Origin of the sequence: Sphingomonas sp. ERG5 (genome assembly GCF_000803065.1) — a bacterium.
GTDB lineage: Bacteria > Pseudomonadota > Alphaproteobacteria > Sphingomonadales > Sphingomonadaceae > Sphingomonas.
Window position 1 is genome coordinate 1 of record NZ_JSXI01000075.1, and the last position, 18,393, is coordinate 18,393.

At 64.4% G+C, this 18,393-nt stretch carries 14 protein-coding genes; 11 read left to right on the top strand and 3 right to left on the bottom strand.

The features are described from left to right. Window positions 1-85 precede the first annotated feature (85 nt). Complete coding sequence (gene tssK / locus OO12_RS24150; RefSeq protein ID WP_034161336.1) at window positions 86-1,426, bottom strand: type VI secretion system baseplate subunit TssK; 1,341 nt, start codon at window positions 1,424-1,426, stop codon at window positions 86-88. Between the two features lie 325 nt (window positions 1,427-1,751). On the opposite strand from tssK, the gene OO12_RS27245 reads away from it, so the two are divergent. After that, window positions 1,752-2,972 carry a M23 family metallopeptidase gene (locus OO12_RS27245; protein ID WP_160296902.1) on the top strand — a complete coding sequence of 407 codons (1,221 nt, stop codon included), beginning with the start codon at window positions 1,752-1,754 and terminating at the stop codon, window positions 2,970-2,972. Between the two features lie 295 nt (window positions 2,973-3,267). Then, window positions 3,268-3,717, top strand: coding sequence for an ester cyclase (locus OO12_RS24160; protein ID WP_034161337.1), 450 nt, complete (start codon window positions 3,268-3,270; stop codon window positions 3,715-3,717). Between the two features lie 49 nt (window positions 3,718-3,766). On the opposite strand, the gene OO12_RS24165 is transcribed toward OO12_RS24160, so the two are convergent. After that, window positions 3,767-4,342, bottom strand: coding sequence for a helix-turn-helix domain-containing protein (locus OO12_RS24165; protein WP_443024600.1), 576 nt, complete (start codon window positions 4,340-4,342; stop codon window positions 3,767-3,769). 220 nt (window positions 4,343-4,562) lie between these two features. On the opposite strand from OO12_RS24165, the gene OO12_RS24170 reads away from it, so the two are divergent. From OO12_RS24170 to OO12_RS24210, 9 genes are all read left to right on the top strand, one after another. Further along, entirely contained in the window at window positions 4,563-6,557 is a 1,995-nt protein-coding gene (locus OO12_RS24170) for a serine hydrolase domain-containing protein (protein WP_034161339.1), read from the top strand. Further along, on the top strand, window positions 6,557-7,567 hold the full coding sequence (locus OO12_RS24175; RefSeq protein WP_034161340.1) for a dipeptide epimerase: 1,011 nt from the start codon (window positions 6,557-6,559) through the stop codon (window positions 7,565-7,567). The genes OO12_RS24170 and OO12_RS24175 overlap by 1 nt, the downstream gene beginning before the upstream one ends. Next, window positions 7,564-8,844 carry a peptide MFS transporter gene (locus tag OO12_RS24180; protein WP_034161341.1) on the top strand — a complete coding sequence of 427 codons (1,281 nt, stop codon included), beginning with the start codon at window positions 7,564-7,566 and terminating at the stop codon, window positions 8,842-8,844. Before OO12_RS24175 ends, OO12_RS24180 begins: the two co-directional genes overlap by 4 nt. Before the next feature lie 69 nt (window positions 8,845-8,913). Continuing rightward, window positions 8,914-10,071, top strand: a complete 1,158-nt coding sequence (locus tag OO12_RS24185; RefSeq protein WP_034161342.1) for a dipeptidase — start codon at window positions 8,914-8,916, stop codon at window positions 10,069-10,071. Between the two features lie 171 nt (window positions 10,072-10,242). After that, entirely contained in the window at window positions 10,243-11,295 is a 1,053-nt protein-coding gene (locus tag OO12_RS24190) for a DUF1611 domain-containing protein (RefSeq protein WP_034161343.1), read from the top strand. Beyond that, entirely contained in the window at window positions 11,292-12,422 is a 1,131-nt protein-coding gene (locus tag OO12_RS24195) for a YkvI family membrane protein (RefSeq protein ID WP_034161344.1), read from the top strand. Before OO12_RS24190 ends, OO12_RS24195 begins: the two co-directional genes overlap by 4 nt. Further along, window positions 12,419-14,008 carry a serine hydrolase gene (locus tag OO12_RS24200; RefSeq protein ID WP_034161345.1) on the top strand — a complete coding sequence of 530 codons (1,590 nt, stop codon included), beginning with the start codon at window positions 12,419-12,421 and terminating at the stop codon, window positions 14,006-14,008. The genes OO12_RS24195 and OO12_RS24200 overlap by 4 nt, the downstream gene beginning before the upstream one ends. Then, window positions 14,005-15,264 (top strand): dipeptidase, encoded by a 1,260-nt coding sequence (locus OO12_RS24205; protein WP_034161346.1) that lies wholly within the window; start codon window positions 14,005-14,007, stop codon window positions 15,262-15,264. Before OO12_RS24200 ends, OO12_RS24205 begins: the two co-directional genes overlap by 4 nt. Window positions 15,265-15,339: 75 nt before the next feature. Beyond that, window positions 15,340-16,080 (top strand): ECF-type sigma factor, encoded by a 741-nt coding sequence (locus OO12_RS24210; RefSeq protein WP_235365002.1) that lies wholly within the window; start codon window positions 15,340-15,342, stop codon window positions 16,078-16,080. 51 nt (window positions 16,081-16,131) lie between these two features. Here OO12_RS24210 and OO12_RS24215 read toward each other — a convergent pair. Further along, window positions 16,132-18,393 (bottom strand): serine/threonine-protein kinase (locus OO12_RS24215; RefSeq protein ID WP_034161347.1); only part of this gene is annotated, 2,262 nt, incomplete at its 5' end.

Below are 18,393 nucleotides of genomic sequence, written 5' to 3' on the forward strand. Positions count from 1 at the left end.
CCCTGGGGTTGTCCCGGCGTGTCCCCGCGCTTCAGATTCTGCAACGGAGACGGTCGAAAGACGGTCTTGTCTCCATCATCGCCGCTCATCGTGCCGCTTTCTTGACGCACCATAGTTCGAGCTTGAGCTGTGGCCAGTCACCCGCGACGTGCAGGCCAAGCGCCGTGGCGGTGGCGAATTCCTGCCAGTCGGGTACGCCGCGATCGAGCTCGAAATAGACGAATCCCGGCAAGATGCGCAGCTGTGGCGGCGGTGTCGGGGTGTGGCGCAAGGGAACGCCGGGCAAGGCCGAATCGACGATCTGGCGCATCTTCTGAACCGGGCCGATTTTCGCGACCGACGGGAACAGCCCGCGGATTTCTTCGACCGGCGCGGCGGCGGCGACCGCCAGATAGAAATATCCGGTCTTGTAGAGCTGATGATCGGTGATCTTCGACACATAGGCACCGGGGCCGGCCAGGTCGAGCGGGAGCTGCATCGCCGACCGTTCGAACACCGCCGACAGCATTGACTGGAGCAAGTCGAAGACGGGTTCGAAACAGATTTGCGGATTCTCGTGATCGTACCGCGGCAAAGGCGGTGGCCGGCGCTCGGGACGGATCAGCGTTGCAAGCTCACCCGCCATCGAGGTCAGCGCTTCGTATAGCCGTTCGGGGTGGACGGTGGGCAGAAACTGGAGGTGCTCCAGCACTGGCAGCCACCGATTGAGCGCTTGCAGCAGCAGGAAGCTCGCAAAAGTATCCGATCCGCCGTCGGTCGCCTCGACCGCCCGTACGGCGAGTTCGCCACTCCGCTGCTGCGCACGGCCGACAATATCGGCCAGGCCGCCGCCAAGCCGTATCGCCGCCGCAATATCGAGTGTTGGCGGAATATAGCGGTCGTCGAACATCAGCCGCTTGTTCTGGATCTCGCGAATGCGGACCAGCCCGAGCGACACGCGACCATAGGTCTGATCGCGCGTGATACCGTAGCGCAAATTGGGCTGGCCAAGCCCGATCGGTTCGCTGGTGCGGTCCTCGGAATAGGCATCGGCGATCTCGGCCTCGGTCACCAGATAGCGCGCATCCTGCGACCGCGTTTCGGAATCGCGGAATTGCACACTGCCCAGCTGGCTTGCTGGCAAGGTGAGATAGACGAGCGCATCCCGGGCGTCGCCGGGCACATCAAGCGGCTCGGGCGGTGGGATGTCGTCGGGAATGGCGAAAGGCGTACCGTCGGGAAGCACGCCGGACGCGCGCTGAATCGCGAACTTGCCGATCGTCGCGAGATCCTCGTCGATCACCAATTCGGTCAGGCCCCAGGGCCAGGGCCGGATCGTATCGACCCGCGCCCGAAGTTGCGCCTCGGTAAAGCGGTCCTGCGCCTGGAAATGCTGCGGCCGCAGGAACATACCCTCGTGCCAGGCGACCCGGTTTTTTCCAGTCAATCGTCTTCCCCAGCGCAACTGGCGGGCATGAGCGGAATCGCCCAGGCGCGCACGATCGGTTATTGCCGCAGCGGCCTGACTGGGCAATAGTTTAATCAGCGACGGAAAGGCTTCTGTGGGCGAACGCGACGATTCTGAGCCGTCCTATGATCCACGGTCCTGGGGCATGGCCCCGGGGAAGCCATCGCCCGACGCGCCCTCATTCGATCCGCGCAGCTGGGATGCGCCCGCACCGCCCACCGCCGCGGACCCGTTGGCTCCTGTCCCGCCGCATGGCACGCCGCCTGCGCCCTCGTCTCAGGGAGGCAAAGGGAGGAGGCGCTGGGTGGCGCTCGGATCGGGCGCGTCGATCATGTTGCTGGGGGCGGTTGCCGCCTGGTCGGCACGCCCTTCTGCTTCGCCACCTGCCGTCGCCACGGCACCTGTGCCCGATCGCGAACTGCCTGCCGCGCCGGACGTCAACAGCAGCACGATCGTCGTGCCGAGTGTGGCGGATTTAACGCCCAACCTGCTCGCCGCCGGCTTTGCGCGCGCCGATGTGGACGCCGTGACGCAGCGCACGGCGGCGGCACTGGGCGCCGAGCCGGGCGAACTCAGGGTTTCGTTCGAGTACCGCAGGGCGAGCGGTGGTCCGCATCTGGAAGGTTTGACGGCCACCCGATCGGACGGAACCGGTATTACCCTGGTGACGAAGAAGGATGGCAGCCTGACCGAGACACGTCAGACTGCCCAATTGTCTCAAAAGCTGCGCATCGTGCGCGGCGAGCTGGACGCGCAGAGCTTCTACAGCTCGGCGGTGGCGGCGGGAATCAGCGACGTGCTCGTCAGCGACTTCGCGAATGCCTTTCAATTCGATTTCGATTTGCAGCGCGAAGTCGCGCCCGGTGACATTATCGAAGCCGGCTTCGAGCAGGGCTATAATCGGTCGGGCGACGAAGTGGGGGCGCCGGTGCTGGTCTATGCCTCGCTATCCACCGCCGCCAAATCGCGCGCGCTCTACCGTTTTCGCGCGCCGGGCGAGGCGAAGGCGGAGTGGTTCGACAGCAATGGCCGCAGCACGCGACGCGCGTTGATGCGCACGCCGGTGGAGGCCGCACGGATCAGTTCGGGCTTCGGCATGCGCGACCATCCGATCCTGGGTTTCGTGAAGATGCATCGCGGCACCGACTTCGCCGCACCAACCGGAACACCGATCTACGCCGCCGGCGATGCCAGCGTCGTGTTCGCGGGTCCGAAGGGTCCGAACGGCAATTTCGTCAAGCTGCACCACGATAATGGCTGGGAAACGCTGTACCTGCACATGAATCGCATCGCCGCCGGGATCGTGCCCGGCATGCGGGTCGTGCAGGGGCAGCAGATCGGCGAAGTCGGCACCACTGGCCGTTCGACCGGGCCGCATCTGCATTATGAAGTGCATATCGACGGCCAGCCGGTAAATCCGCTGTCGATCGATACGGGGACCGGCCGCGCGCTTTCGGCAAAGGCGCTGGCGGCATTTCGGACCGTGCGCAATCGCATCGATGCGCGGCGCGCAGACGCGGAATGACTGGCGATGCCATCTCGAAGGGATGGCTTGTGGCGTATTTTCCACCCTGTTCTCCGTGACAGCGGCGATCTCCGCCTGCTCGTCACCGGTGCGGCCCTGCGAATTGGCGACTGCCCGCGTCTGATAGGTAGGCTGACGCAGGATCGAGAGAGCATTGTCACGCGGCCGACGTGGGAGACTCGCTGTCCAGGCAATGATTTTGATCGCAAGCGCCGGAGTTTGCGGGCTGATGCCGCAGTCTAATCCCTGGGTTGCAGATCCACATCGTCGGTCTGGCAAACAAGGAACTCATGAAATGTCGAAGGAAGAAGATAACAAGGCCATTGTCGGACGCTGGTTCACCTCCTTTTGGGGTGAGAATTGCGATCTCGGCATCGTCGACGAACTCGCGGCGCCGGATATGCTGCTGCAATATTCGCTGCATGAACCGCGCCGCGGTCATGACGATATCAAAGCGTTCATGACCGGATTCCGCGAAGCCTTCCCCGATCTCGCCTTCGCCGGTGCCGCGGAGCTGATTGCCGAGGGCGATCATGTGGTCGGCCGCTGGATCGGTGGCGGCACGCATACTGGCCCGGCGTTTGCGGATTTCCTGATCGGATCGCTCCCCGCCGCCTCCGGCCGCACGATGCGCTTCACCGGCACGACGGTATTGCGGATCGAGAACGGCAAGATCGTCGAAGAGGTCGGCCTGGACGACGGCGTCACCGCCCTGCAGCAGCTCGAATTGCTGCGCGCCGCCTAAGTCCCGACCCGGGTCGCCGCCGGCAGTGCCGGCGGCGGCTGAGGGCGACCTAGCTACCGGCTCCGGCGGGCACGGACACTTCGCCTTCGTGCAGATTCAGCAGCGATTCCATCAGGCCTTCATCGGCGCTCGAACAGACGCCAAGCACCTGTGCCTCGTCAAAGCCCTTCGCGGTCAGATAGGCATGGCCCATGTTGGAATCGATATAGATCGATTCGCCCTTTTTGAGCGTGACCGGATCGTAGAATTCAGTGTGGATCTCGATCCCGCCCTCAATCACATAGATATATTCTTCGCCCGAATGGTGGACGAGTTCACCGAATTCCTCGACGCTCCTGGCGCGGATCGTGGTGAGCACCGGGATCATGCGCTTCCGCCGCAACTCGGTGCAGAGATAATAATAATCGTAATTGGGCGTCTCAACGCGAACCGCGCGTGACAAATCGCCAATGCTGCGTCGCGCGGTGACGGGTTGTTCGGCGGTGTCGGTCGATTCCGAGAATAGCTCCGACATGCGCAAACCCAGCCGTTGGCTGAGCTGGAGCAGCTTGTCATAGGTGAGCGTCAGCCGGTCATGCTCGATCTTGGACAGGGTCGAAACCGGGATGCCGCTTTTCGCGCTCATCTCCTTCAGCGTCCAGCCTTCGCGGTTACGCAGTCCCCGGAGCAGTGCGCCGAGCGTGGGGTTGGTCGATGCCACTATGTCGAATCTCTCCCAGGCTATGTTGACAATTTTCCGATTAGGATCATCATGTCTTAATCAGAACATTTCGACCAAGGTAATGGTTCATCCGCAGCGAGGCAATCCCAGCTGCGGGCAAGGCCGATAAAGAGGGGGTCCCGATATGCGATCGATAAAATTATTCGCTGCCGCCGCGCTGGCGTTGATCGGCGGCGTCACCGCCGCGCAGCAATCCGCCACACTCGCGCCGACGCCGGCCCCTGTCGCCAAGCCGCTCGCCACTGCGGCGCAGCCCCAGCCGCTGATCGCGGGCCAAGTGTCGCTGACCAAGCAGGATCTGGATAGCTGGCTCGACGGTTATATGCCTTATGCGCTCAAGACCGGCGATATTGCCGGTGCGGTGGTGGTGGTCGTCAAGGACGGACAGATCGTGACCAAGCGCGGCTTCGGTTATGCCGATGTCGCGACTCGCAAGCCGGTCGATCCCGACCTCACCCTGTTCCGCCCGGGCTCGGTGTCGAAACTGTTCACCTGGACTGCCGTCATGCAGCAGGTCGAGGCGGGGAAGATCGATCTCGACGCCGATGTGAACAAATATATCGACTTCAAGATTCCGCTGAAGGACGGCAAGCCTGTCACGATGCGTGAGATCATGCAGCATACCAGCGGGTTCGAGGAGCATGGCAAGGAGATCATGTTCTTCGATTCGAAAAACCTGACCTCGCTCGGCGACTATGTGAAGCACGGGCTGCCCCACCGCATCTACACGCCGGGCACGACGCCCTCCTATTCCAACTATGCGACCGCGCTTGCCGGCTACATCGTTGAGCGCGTCAGCGGCCAGTCGTTCGACGATTATGTCGATCAGCACATCTTCAAGCCGCTCGGCATGGCCCATTCGTCCTTCCGCCAGCCCTTGCCGGCACAGCTCGCGCCATTGATGGCAACGGGCTATCCGCAGGCCTCGGCCGATCCGGTCAAATATGAGATCGTCGGGCCGGCGCCGGCCGGCAGCCTGGCCTCGCCGGGCAGCGACATGGCGCGCTTCATGGTTGCGCATCTCAACCAGGGCGCCGGGCTGATGAAGCCTGAAACAGCGCGCCTCATGCACGATTCGCCGCTGGATGTCGTGCCGCCGCTCAACCGCATGGAGCTCGGCTTTTTCGAAACCAACATCAATGGACGCCAGGTCATCGCCCATCTTGGCGACACCACTGTCTTCCACACCTCGCTGCACCTGTTCATGAAGGAAAATGTCGGCTTCTACGTCTCGTTCAACAGTGCCGGGAAGAACGGCGCGGTCGGCGGACTGCGCGGTGCGATGTTCCAGGATTTCGCCGACCGCTACCTTCCCTCGATCGCCACCGCCGACGGCAAGGTCGATGCGAAGACGTCGGCCGAGCACGCGAAACTGATGGTTGGCAACTGGCTCAACAGCCGCCGCCAGGAAACCAGCTTCATGGCAATCACCAATTTGATCGGCCAGGCCACGATCAGTGTCGACGACAAAGGCAATCTGGTGGTGCCGATGGTGCATGGCCTGAATGGCGTGCCGTCGAAATGGGTCGAGATCGCGCCGTTCGTGTGGCGGCAGGTTGGCGGGCATGAGCGGCTCGCGGCCAAGGTCGTCGATGGTAAGGTCGTGCGCTGGAGCTTCGACGGCGTGTCGCCCTTCATGGTCTTCGACCGTGCACCCGCCTCGCAATCCGCCACCTGGCTCCTGCCGTTGCTTTATGCCAGCCTCGGCGTGCTGGCGCTGACTCTGCTGCAATGGCCGATCGCCGCGCTGATCCGCCGCCGCTACAAGGCGCCGCTCGCGCTCGAAGGGCGCGCCCGCCAGGCCTATCGCGGCGTCCGCATCGGCGCCGGGCTGGTCCTTGCCGCGCTGGTTGGCTGGATAATTGGCTTCACCAAGCTGATGGGGGACATCTCCAACCTCACCTCGGGCTCCGACGGCATGTTGTGGCTGCTCCAGATTGTCGGCGCGATCGCCTTTGGCGGCGGCGTGCTGCTGGCGGGCTGGAATCTGTGGATCACCTGGCAGGGTAAGCGCGGCTGGTTCAGCAAGCTCTGGTCGGTGTTGTTGCTGATCGCGACGCTGACGGTGTTCTATGTCGCCTGGACCTTCGGCCTGATCGCGATGACGGTGAACTTCTGATGACCAGGCTGCGACTTTCGGTCGTCAATGAAACGCTCCGTCTTGCCGCTCCTTTCCGCATTTCGGGCTATGTGTTCGATACCGCAGACGTGATCGTCGTCACCCTGGACGATGGCGATCACCAGGGGCGCGGCGAGGCGTCGGGGGTCTATTATCTCGGCGACGATGTGCCGGCGATGCGCGCCGCGATCGAAGGCGTTCGGGGAGTAATCGAGCAGGGGGTGTCGCGCGACGCGTTGCGCGGCATCCTTCCTGCCGGGGGCGCGCGCAACGCGCTCGACGCGGCACTGTGGGAACTGGAATCGAAACAGACAGGCAAACCGATCTGGGCATTGGCCGGGCTCGATGCGCCGCGGCCACTGGTCACCACCTTCACCCTCGGCGCCGACGCCCCGGCGACAATGGCTGCGGGTGCCAAAGCGTTCGATCATGCGCGGTCGATCAAGATCAAGCTGACCGGGGAGCTCGATCTCGACATTGCGCGGGTCACGGCGATCCGCGCGGCTCGGCCTGACGTCTGGCTTGGCGTCGATGGCAATCAGGGCTTCAGGATCGGCGATCTTGACGCACTGGTCGCGGCGATGGTTGCCGCCGATGTCTCGCTGATCGAACAGCCGCTGGCGCGGGGTCGCGAAGCCGATCTCGACGGGTATCGTTCGCCGATCCCAATCGCGGCTGACGAAAGCGCGCTGACGCTCGGCGATGTCACCGGGCTGGCCGGCCGCTTCGATGTGTTCAACATCAAGCTCGACAAGTGCGGTGGCCTGACCGAGGGGCTGATGATCGCCGCTGCGGCGCGAGATGCCGGGCTTGGCGTGATGGTCGGCAACATGGTCTGCACCAGCCTGGGCATGGCGCCGGGCTTCGTGCTCGGCCAGGTCTGCGACCTCAACGATCTCGACGGACCGATCTTCCTCAAACAGGATCGTTCGCCGGGCATGGTCTATCGAGACGGCACCGCATGGTGTTCCGATATGGTCTGGGGAAGCGAAGCGGTCGTTACCGCGTGACCGACACAAGGGCGGAGCCGACCTGGTTCGGCCAGCCGCGCGGGCTTACCGTGTTGTTCCTGACCAATATGTGGGAGCAATTCTCCTATTACGGCATGCGCGCGCTGCTGGTCTATTACATGACCAAGCAACTGCTGCTGGGGCAAGGGCATTCCTCGTTCGTCTATGGCGCCTATACCGCCTGCGCCTATTTCACGCCGATCATCGGCGGGGTGATCGCCGATCGCTTGCTCGGCAAGCGTCGCGCGGTGGTCATCGGCGCCAGCATCATGGCCGTCGGCCATTTCATGATGGCGTTCGAACCGCTCTTCTATGTTGCGCTGGCGACGATCGCGCTGGGCAACGGCCTGTTCCTGCCGAGCCTGCCGAGCCAGATCAACGACCTGTACAAGGCGGGCGATCCGCGCCGCAGCTGGGCCTATAATGTCTATTATGTCGGGGTGAACATCGGCGGATTCCTGGCGCCGCTGATCTGCGGCACACTCGGCGAAGTCTATGGCTGGCATTACGGCTTTGGTGCTGCCGGGATCGGCATGCTGCTCGGCCTGATCATCTATATGAAGGGCCAGCGCTACCTTCCGCCCGAGGCGCCGCGCGTGCCGACGCAGGATTTACCGGCAACGCGCTGGGCAGATCACAAGCGCACCTTCGTCGTGCTGCTTGCCATCGCCTTGTCTGTGACCGTGTTTCGCGGCGCCTATGAACAGGTCGGCAATACCGTCTCACTCTGGGCCGATACCGGGGTCGATCGATCGCTGGGCAGCGTCTCGATTCCGATGACCTGGTTCCAGTCGCTCAACCCGCTGATGGTGATGCTGATGACGCCACCCTTGCTCGCCTATTGGCGCCGCCGCGCCGATGCCGGGCGCGACACCGCGCCGGCGCGGCGCATGGCATTGGGGGCGATGATCGTCGCGGCCGCTTATCTGCTACTCGCCCTGGTCGAATGGAGCGGCGGTGGCGCGCGCGCCGACTGGCTGTGGTTTGTGCTGTTTTTTGCGATCTTCACGCTTGGCGAATTGTTCATCCTGCCGACCGGGCTCGGCCTGTTCGCGCGGCTCGCGCCGCCCCGGCTCGGTGCGACCACCGTCGCCGCCTGGTATCTCGCAATCTTCAGCGGCAGCCTCTCGGCCGGCTTGGTCGGCATGTTGTGGAGCAGGACCGCGCACGCCTCCTTCTTCGCCCTGCTCGCTGCGATCGCGGTCGCCGCTGCGATATTGCTGCGCCTGCTTGACCGGCCGGTGCGCAGCGTCGATCCGACCTGGATTGCCAAATAGTTTGACAGTTCTCCAATCAGGACAATACTATCCTGTATCGGACAAAGAATCGAACATGAGGGGATCCGGATGAATACGCTGCCTAGTCCAAGCCGTCGCATGGTTTTGCGCGGCGCGATCTCGGGCGCTGTCGCGGGGACTGCGTTCGGCTTTCCGATGATCAATTCGGGCAGTTTCGCCGCCGCGCCGGGATCGGCGAAACGCTATTCGAAGCGCACGCTCGACATCCTCGCAAAGACCCTGGTCATCGACATGCTGGCGGTGCCCAAGCTCGACTTCACGCCGGACGTGTTTTCGCGCCCGCTGACCGCGCAGCAGGTCGCCGATTTCCGCGCCTGCGGCATCACCGGCTTCCATAATTCCATCGGGATCGGCGGGGCGCAGGCGCGCGAAGAAGCGCTGATCTTCCTCGCCTCGTGGCAGGGATTCGCCGGGCGCAACAGCGACTTGTTCTCGCTGGTCGGCAGCATCAAGGATCTCGACCGCGCCAAGGCGGAGCGCAAGATCGGCATGATCATGGGCCTCCAGAATGCCGAACAATTCGCCGCGCCCGAGGATGTGCTGCTGTTTTACCGGCTAGGGCTGCGCTGTGCCCAGCTGACCTACAACACGCAGAATCTGATCGGGTCGGGCAGCACTGACCGGGTCGATGGCGGGGTCAGCGATTTCGGCGAAGGGATCATCACGGCGATGAATTCGGCCGGCATGCTGGTCGATGTGTCGCACAGCGGCGATCGCACCACGCTCGACGCGATCAAATTGTCGAAACAACCGATTGCGATCACCCATTCGAACTGTCGCGCCTTGTGCAATCATCCGCGCGCCAAGACCGACGAAGCGATCCTCGCGCTTGGCAAGACCGATGGCGTGATGGGGATCAGCGGCGTGCGCATGTTCGTCAAGGCGACGGATCCGACGACGCTGTCCGACATGGTCGACCATATCGACCATGTCGTGAAGCTGATCGGCATCGACCATGTCGGCATCGGCTCGGACGCCGATCTCAACGGCTATGACGATATGCCGCCGGACCAGTATGCGGCGCTCAAGGCAAGCTACAAGGCGAGCTACGCCTTTCGCGACAAGATCGACATCGAAGGGTTCGATCATCCGATGAAGATGTTCGACCTGACCGAGGAGCTGATCCGGCGCGGCTGGTCCGACGCGAATATTGCGCTCTTGCTTGGCGGCAATTTCCATCGGCTGCTTGGCGCGGTGTGGAAATAACAAAGGCTGCAAGGACGGCTCGGCAACAGGACAGGGGGAAGCAATCATGGCCAATGTTCGCAAGGCACCCGGCATCCCGACCGCCTTGTCGCCGCTTTTTCCCGCTGCATCACGGGCCTGGCCGTGCACGATCGATGCTACCCCCGGTTTCTCATTCTGACGGAAGATCATATGTCCATTACTCTCGCCCAGCGCGAACCCCGTGAGCGGGCATCCGGGGCCTTGCCACAGCCCTGCCTGTTGTTCCTCGGCGACACGACCATATCCGGCTATGCCAAAACGTCGTTCGGCCTGCGCGACTGGGCGGGTGACCGCTGCGTCGGCGAATATGCCCTTGCCGGTGCGACGGTCTCGACCGGGCTGCCGCGTCTCACGCCAGCTGAAGCGCGGACGCGCGGCGCGCAGGTGATGATCATCGGTGTGGCCAATTCGGGTGGGGTGATCCCGCCAAGCTGGATCAGCGGGCTGATCGAAGCCCTTGAGGCCGGTCTCGACCTGGTCAGCGGAATGCACATGAAGCTCGGCGACATGCCCGTTCTGCGCGAGGCCGCCGACAGGCTCGGCCGCCAGTTGATCGACGTGCGCACCCCGCCGCCGGGGATTCCCGTCGGTACCGGCAAGAAGCGGGGCGGGAAGCGACTGCTGACCGTCGGGACCGATTGCGCGCTGGGCAAGAAATACACTGCGCTCGCCATCGCACGCACGCTCCAGGCGCGCGGCGTCGATGCCGATTTCCGCGCGACTGGCCAGACCGGGATCATGATTGCCGGCGCAGGGATTCCGATGGACGCGGTCGTGTCCGACTTCCTCGCCGGGGCGGCGGAGATGCTCAGCCCCGATGCCGCGCCCGATCACTGGGATGTGATCGAGGGGCAGGGGTCGTTGTTCCATCCGGCCTATGCCGCGGTGACGCTTGGGTTGCTCCACGGCAGCCAGCCCGATCTGTTCGTCGTTTGTCATGAACCCGGGCGCACGGCGATGCTCGGCCATCCCGGCTATACCTTGCCGTCGATCGAAACGGTGATCGCCGAGACCGTCGCGCTCGGCCGGTTGACCAACCCGGCGATCCGCTGCGTCGGGGTCAGCCTCAACACCGGCGCGCTCGACGTCGATACCGCCGAAGCGCTGATCGCGGCCGAGGCCGAGCGGCTCGGTTTGCCAGTCGTCGATCCGATCCGTGGTGGCGCATCGTTCGACCGCCTGATCGATGCTTGTCTCGCATGAGCGGGGCATCGGCAGGCGCCGGGTCGAGCTGGTTTCAGCGCTTCCTGTTGCCGGGTTTCGCCTTCAAGGCAGTGATCATCGGTGGCGGCTATGCGACGGGGCGCGAACTCGCTGAGTTCTTCCTGCCCAGCGGCCCCTGGGGCGGGCTCGCCGGCATGGTGCTGGCGATGCTGATCTGGAGTGTGGTCGCCGCGACCACCTTCCTGTTCGCACGAATGACCGGTGCGCGTGACTATCGGAGCTTTTTCGAGGCACTGCTCGGACGTGGCTGGGTAATCTTCGAGATCGCCTATGTCCTGTTCATCGTGCTGATCCTCGCGGTATTCGGCGCGGCGGCGGGCGCAATCGCCCAGGCCGCTCTGGGCCTGCCACAGATCGTCGGCACGCTGGCGCTGATGGCCGGGATCGCGATCTTTGCCGGATTCGGCAATTCGGCGGTCGAGCAATTGTTCAAATATGTCTCGTTCCTGCTCTACGGCGTCTATGCAATTTTCCTGGTGCTGGCGCTTTCCGGGTTCGGCGACCGTATCGCGACGGGTTTCGCGCTGCCCGCTTCGTCCGATGGCTGGGCGCTCGGCGGGCTCACCTATGCCGGCTACAACATCATCGGCGCAGTGGTGATCCTGCCGGTCCTGCGGCACATGACGAGCGATCGCGATGCAGTGGTCGCCGGGCTGATCGCCGGGCCGCTGGCGATGATCCCGGCGATCATCTTCTTCGTGTGCATGATCGCCTTCTACCCGCAAATCGGTGCCGAAGTGCTGCCGTCGGACTATCTGCTGACCCAACTCGGCAATCCGGTGTTCCATTTGCTGTTCCAGCTGATGATCTTCTCGGCGCTGCTCGAAAGCGGCACCGGCGGCGTCCATGCGGTGAACGAGCGTATCGCCAAGGCCTGGCATGTCCGGCGCGGTGCGGTGCTGGGCAATCCGGCGCGGCTCGCCATCGCGCTCGTGCTGCTGGTGATGTGCATGCTGCTCGCCGATCGCTTCGGGCTCGTGACGCTGATCGCCAGGGGCTATCGCGCGCTCGCCTATATCTTCCTCGCCGTCTACGTCGCGCCGCTGATGACCTTTGGCGTCATCCGTCTGCGGCGCGGCCGTATTCGATCCCCGGAGGCTTCATGACACGGTATTTTCTCGCATTCGCCCTGGCCGGCCTTGGGGCATCGACGATCCTCGCCGCCCCGCTCCTGGCCGCGCCACCCCGGAACATCGAAACGCGCGTCGAGACATTGCGCAAGGCGGTCGGCGTGCCCGGCATGGCCATCGCCATCGTCGAGAACGGCAAGACCGTGCTCGCGCGTGGCTGGGGCGAGAAGAAGCTTGGGTCGAACGACCCGGTTACGCCCAATACGATCTTTCCGACCGGATCGACCGGCAAGGCCTTCACTGTCGCGGCACTCGCGACGCTGGTCGATGCCGGCAAGATCGGCTGGGACGACAAGGTGATCGACCGCCTGCCCGGTTTCCAGATGTACGATTCCTGGGTCACGCGCGAAATGACCATTCGCGACTTGCTGGTGCACCGCAGCGGCCTTGGCCTTGGTGCCGGCGATCTGATGTTCGTACCGCGCAGCAATCTGTCGCGCGCCGAGGCGGTGAAGCGGCTGCGCTACATCAAGCCAGCGACGAGTTTCCGTGACGGCTTCGCCTATGACAATGTCCTTTACATGGTCGCCGGCCAGCTGATCGAATCCGTGTCCGGCCAGACCTGGGAAAAATATGTCGTCGACCATGTGCTGAAGCCGGCGGGCATGACCGTATCGACCAGCGACGATGACAGCTTCTTCGCCACCGTCGACCGTGCCCAGCCGCATGCGCGGATGAGCAGCGGGCTGCGGGGCGCGGGTGATCAGGAAGTGCTCAACGAGCGCGACGGGCTGGCGCGCAACGCGGCGCCGGCGGGCGGGCTCGCGGTCAGCCCGGTCGACATGGCGAAATGGCTGACGATCCAGCTCGCGCACGGCAAACTGCCGGGCGGCGGGCAATTGTACAGCGAAGCGCAGGCGAAGGAGATGTGGACGCCGGTCACGCTGCAGCCGATCACGGTACGACCGGATTATCTGAAACCGACCGAAGCCAAGTTCCACAGCTATGCACTGGGCTGGGATATACAGGATTATCGCGGTGCGAAGATCGTTTCGCACGGCGGCGCGGTGTTCGGATTCCAGACCATGGTGGTGCTGCTGCCGGAAAAGAATGTCGGCTTCGCGATCGAGATCAACAGCGAGGACGGCGAGCTGCTTCAGGGGTTGATGTACGAGCTGCTCGATCATTATCTCGGCGCGCCGGCGGCGGACTGGCCGGCCAAATATTCGACCTACAAGAAAAGTCGCGTCGCCAAGGGGCTGGAGATGTTCAAGGCCAGCGCGGCCACGCCGGCAAAGGTCGGTCCGTCGCTCGCACCGGCGCGCTATACCGGCACCTTCGCCGACCCCTGGTACGGCAATATCGAAGTGGCGGAGGGGAAGGATGGTCTGACGATCGATTTCAAATCGACCCCGCGCATGGGCGGCCGGCTCGATCATTGGCAATATGATACATTCGTCACGCGTTTTGACGACAAGACGATCGAACCGGCTTATGTCACCTTCGGTCTCGATGCCGAAGGTAAAGTGGAGCGTGTCACGATGAAGCCGGTCTCTCCGATTGCGGATTTCAGTTACGACTATCAGGATCTGTTGTTCGCACCGGTGGCGGCAGCCAAATGAGCCGGATCCTGAAGGCCGCGAGCCTGTTCGCATCGGTCGCACTGGTTGCGTTCACCGTCCCCGCCCAGGCGCAGGATGTGGAAGCGCGCGTCGCGCGCGTGCTCAAGGCGACGCCGATCATCGATGGCCATAATGACTGGCCGGAGACGCTGCGCGAGCGCGAAGGGGAGGGGCGCTGGACGATCGATCTGCGCAGTGGCCTCGACCGCAAGCCCCAGCCGTACAACACCGATATCGAGCGGCTGCGCAAGGGCATGGTCGGCGGCCAGTTCTGGTCGGTCTATGTCTCGGCCAATCTGCCCGGGCCGCAGCAGGTCAAGGAGACGCTCGAACAGATCGACTTCGTCCACCAGCTCGCCGCGCGCTATCCGGAAACCTTCGCGCTCGCCCGTACGGCGGATGACGTACGACGCATCCAGCGCAGCGGCCGCATCGCGTCGATGATCGGTGTCGAGGGCGGCGGCCAGATCGACGGCAGCCTGTCGGTGCTGCGCACCTATCACGACCTTGGCGCCGGTTATCTGACGCTGACCCATTCGCTGACCATCGATTGGGCCGACTCAGCCACCGACGATCCGAAACATGATGGCCTGACCGCGTTCGGCGAAGAGGTGGTGCGCGAGCTCAACCGGCTCGGCATGCTGGTCGACCTCAGCCATGTCAGCGAAGCCACGATGCGCGACGCGCTGCGCGTGTCGAAGGCGCCGGTGATCTATTCGCATTCGGGCGCGCGCGCGCTCGACGATCATCCGCGCAACGTGTCCGACGACGTGCTCAAGCTGGTCGCGGCGAATGGCGGCGTGGTGATGGTCAATTATGCGCCGGGCTATGTCTCCGATGCTTACCGGCGCTGGTCGGCGGATCGTGGGGCCGAGCGGACGCGGCTCAATGCCCCGCCCTTTGGCGGTCTCTATATCGGTCAGCCGGACAAGGCGAAGGCGGCGTTCGCGCAATGGGAGAAGGATCATCCCGCACCGCGCGTGACTCTGGCGCAAGTGGCCGATCATATCGAGCATATCGCCAAGATCGCCGGGCCGGATCATGTCGGCATCGGATCGGATTTTGATGGCACCGGCAACGAACTGCCCGATGGGTTGAACGATGTCGCGACCTATCCGCAGCTGATGGCCGAACTGATGCGACGCGGCTGGAGCGATGCGGATGTCGCCAAGCTGGCGGGCGGCAATATCCTGCGCGTGATGGCGGCGGCGGAGAAGGTCGCGGCGGCGTCGGGATCCACCCCCGTTCGGAAATAGAGCGATCGAAGCAGAGCACAGGCAGCGGCGTGAACGACGCAATCGGCGCTCACGCCGCTGCCTTGAACCCCATTTTTGCGAAGCTCTTGCCGCGCAGGATGCGGGCGTTTCGATCAGCACATCCATGGCCAGGGCGAGGGGGGCGCACCATCCGCCAGCCCGGTCAGGGCTGACGGCGCGAAGAGCCGCGAGGCGGATCGCGCTTGCCATCCACCCCATGCCGCGCCCATAAAATGCGCACTGGGTTTCAGGCTTCAGGCACGGCGGGAAAGATCGATCAAACCGGACGCACCTTCAGGCGACAAGGCCGCGGTCACGTCGGGCGATCTGGTCGCTTCGCTGTATGCGGAACTGCACAGCATTGCGCGGCGCGAGCATTTCCGTGCCGGCGGGCGGCAGACGCTGCAGACCACCGCGCTGATCAACGAAGCCTATCTGAAGCTGCACAAGCGCGACGGGTGGGAAAGCCGGACGCACTTCCTGGGCTGCGCGGCCACCGCCATCCGTCATATCCTGATCGATGCGGCGCGCGCGCGACTGGCATCGAAGCGCGACGCGCCGACCTATTCTTTCACCCAAAGCCTGGATTCGCTCGCTGCGGCCATTCCGGAGGATAGCGAGGTTGTTCGGTTGGGCGACGCCTTGAAGCAGCTGTCCGAACTGGACCCCAATCTGGCGCAAGTGGTGGATTGCCGCTTCTTTGCCGGGCTGGATGAACGCGAAACCGCCGAAGTGCTGGGCGTGAGCGATCGCACGGTGCGGCGCTGGTGGGTCCAGGCGCGCGCATTGATTTATCGCGACATGGTGGCCGACTAGCGCGGTTTCGAACCGAACCGAACGGGATGGTCCCGTTTGGCCCGTCCCGCCCTAGCGCGCGCTCGCGATACGCGCCCGGATCTGCGGGAAGCTCTTCAGATAGGAGCTGCCGGCCGGACCTAGCCCTGTGAGGATGGCGGCGGAATGATCCAGCGCCGCGCGCGCGTCGTCGAGGCGCCCCTGTTTCAGCCGTATGATTGCCTGGGCGCGGGCCAGGATGGCGTGGGTCAGTCCCGGCCTGGCGATCGCTATCACCAGGGGTTCGACCTCGCCCAGCACCTTGTCGGCTTGCGCAATATCGCCGGTTTCCGCCATCGCTTCGGCCAGTCCCAATCCGATGACGAGCGTGGGCACGGCGCTCGGCCCCAGATTTTCGGTTGCGATCGGGCGCGCCTCGGCCAGAACCCGCCGCGCTTCGTCGAACTTGCCGAGCGCGAGCTTGGCCCTGCCGACCTGGAGCAGATCGGCGGCAAGGCCGGCGGATTCGCCGAACACCGTCTTGCGCTGTGCCGCGACCCGCTCGAGGATCGTTTCCGCATGGGCGGCGTCACCCAGCCTCAGGAGCCTGAGTCCCTTGAGTTGAGCGATCGCCAGCCCCTGTGCGCTCCCCTCCTGCCCGGTGCGCTTCAGCGCGGCATCGGCCTGCGCGAAGACCGCGGGCATCGCATCGAGCTGATTTGCCTCGATCATGTAAACGAGCAGATTGTTGTAGAGCGTCAGCAGGTCGCGATGATTTTCCGCATAGACCCGGTCCGCTTCGGGCATTGCATCCGCGAGCAACCGGATCGCGCGATCATAATCGCCCTGGCGGCGGGCGAGCTGCGCGCGTCCGCTGATCACTTCCATCCGTTCGGTCGGGAACCGGGCGGGGTCGGTGCGGAATACGGCATCGGCGGCATCGAGCAACGGCGCCATATCGTCCGACCTGTTCATCGCCGCCGCCGAGGAGGCGAGACGGAGCTTGATCTCCGCCGTCGCAACGGCATCGTTGCCGCCGATCCCGCGGGACAGTGCGCGGCGCAGCAGCACGTCCGCGCCCGCTGCATCCTCGAGATTGACATACAGGTCCGACAGGGTGGTGATCAGCGTTGCCGATCGCGCGCTGTTGTCGAGCGACCCGACCAGCCGCTCGGCGGTCTGGTCGAGCATCTGCTTCACCGTCGCTCCCGCGCCCGCGTCGGTTTCGGCGGTATCGCGGAACATGACGGTGAGCATCCGGTTGATCGCCTCGGAGCGGCGAACCTCGCTCAGCGCGACATCGCGCTCGATCGCGGTCTGCCGCGCCTGCCAGGCGATGCCTCCCGCGCCGACCAGGATCGCGACGATCGCGGCGGCGCTGGCCGCCACCGCCCAGCGATAGCGCCGCACGAACCGCCCGAGCATGTAGCGGGTGGAACCCGCACGCGCCTGGACCGGGCGCAGTTCCTGATGACGCCGGATGTCATCCGCCAGATCGATCGCGCCGCGATAGCGTTCTTGCGGGGAGCGTCGCATTGCCTTCAGGATGATCGCGTCGAGATCGCCCGCGATCCTGTCGCTTGGTATTGGTGCGCCGGCTCGGTTCGCCGCCTTGCTCGGCAAGGGCGGATCCTCGTGAAGCACGCGGCGGATGATCGACGGCACCGACGCACCCTCGCGGTGCCACGGGCCGGCCCCGGTCATCAGTTCGAACAGGATCACGCCGAGCGCATAGACATCCGCGGCAACCGTCGCCGTGTCTCCGCCGAGTTGCTCCGGTGCGGCATAATCGGGGGTCAGGATCGCCTGGGTCGCGGCCGGCGTCGCAGCGCTGTCGTCGAGCAACCGGGCAATGCCGAAATCGAGCAGCCGGACATGCCCGGCGGTGTCGATCAGGATATTGGAGGGCTTCAGATCGCGGTGCACCACCAGATTGGCATGCGCATACCCCACCGCATCGCAAATCTCCCGAAACAGCCTGAGCCGGGTGGCCAGATCGGCCCCGGTGCGCCGGCACCAGGCATCGATCGGTTCGCCTTCGACATATTCCATCGCCATATAGGGCCGCCCGTCGGGACCGATGCCGCCGTCGATCAGCCGGGCGATTCCCGGATGCTCGAGCCGTGCGAGCAGCCGGCGCTCGCGGTCGAACAATCCGCCGCGCTCGGCCGCTTCGGCCCGCAGCACCTTGAGCGCCACGCGCTGTTCGAAATCCGTGCTGGTCCGGTGCGCGAGATAGACTTCGCCCATGCCGCCGCGCCCGATCAGCCGGTCGATGGTAAAAGCGCCGATCCGTTCACCCGCGGCAAGCGAACTATAGCCGCTTGCCGCGGGTGAACGGATCGGCGCTTTTAC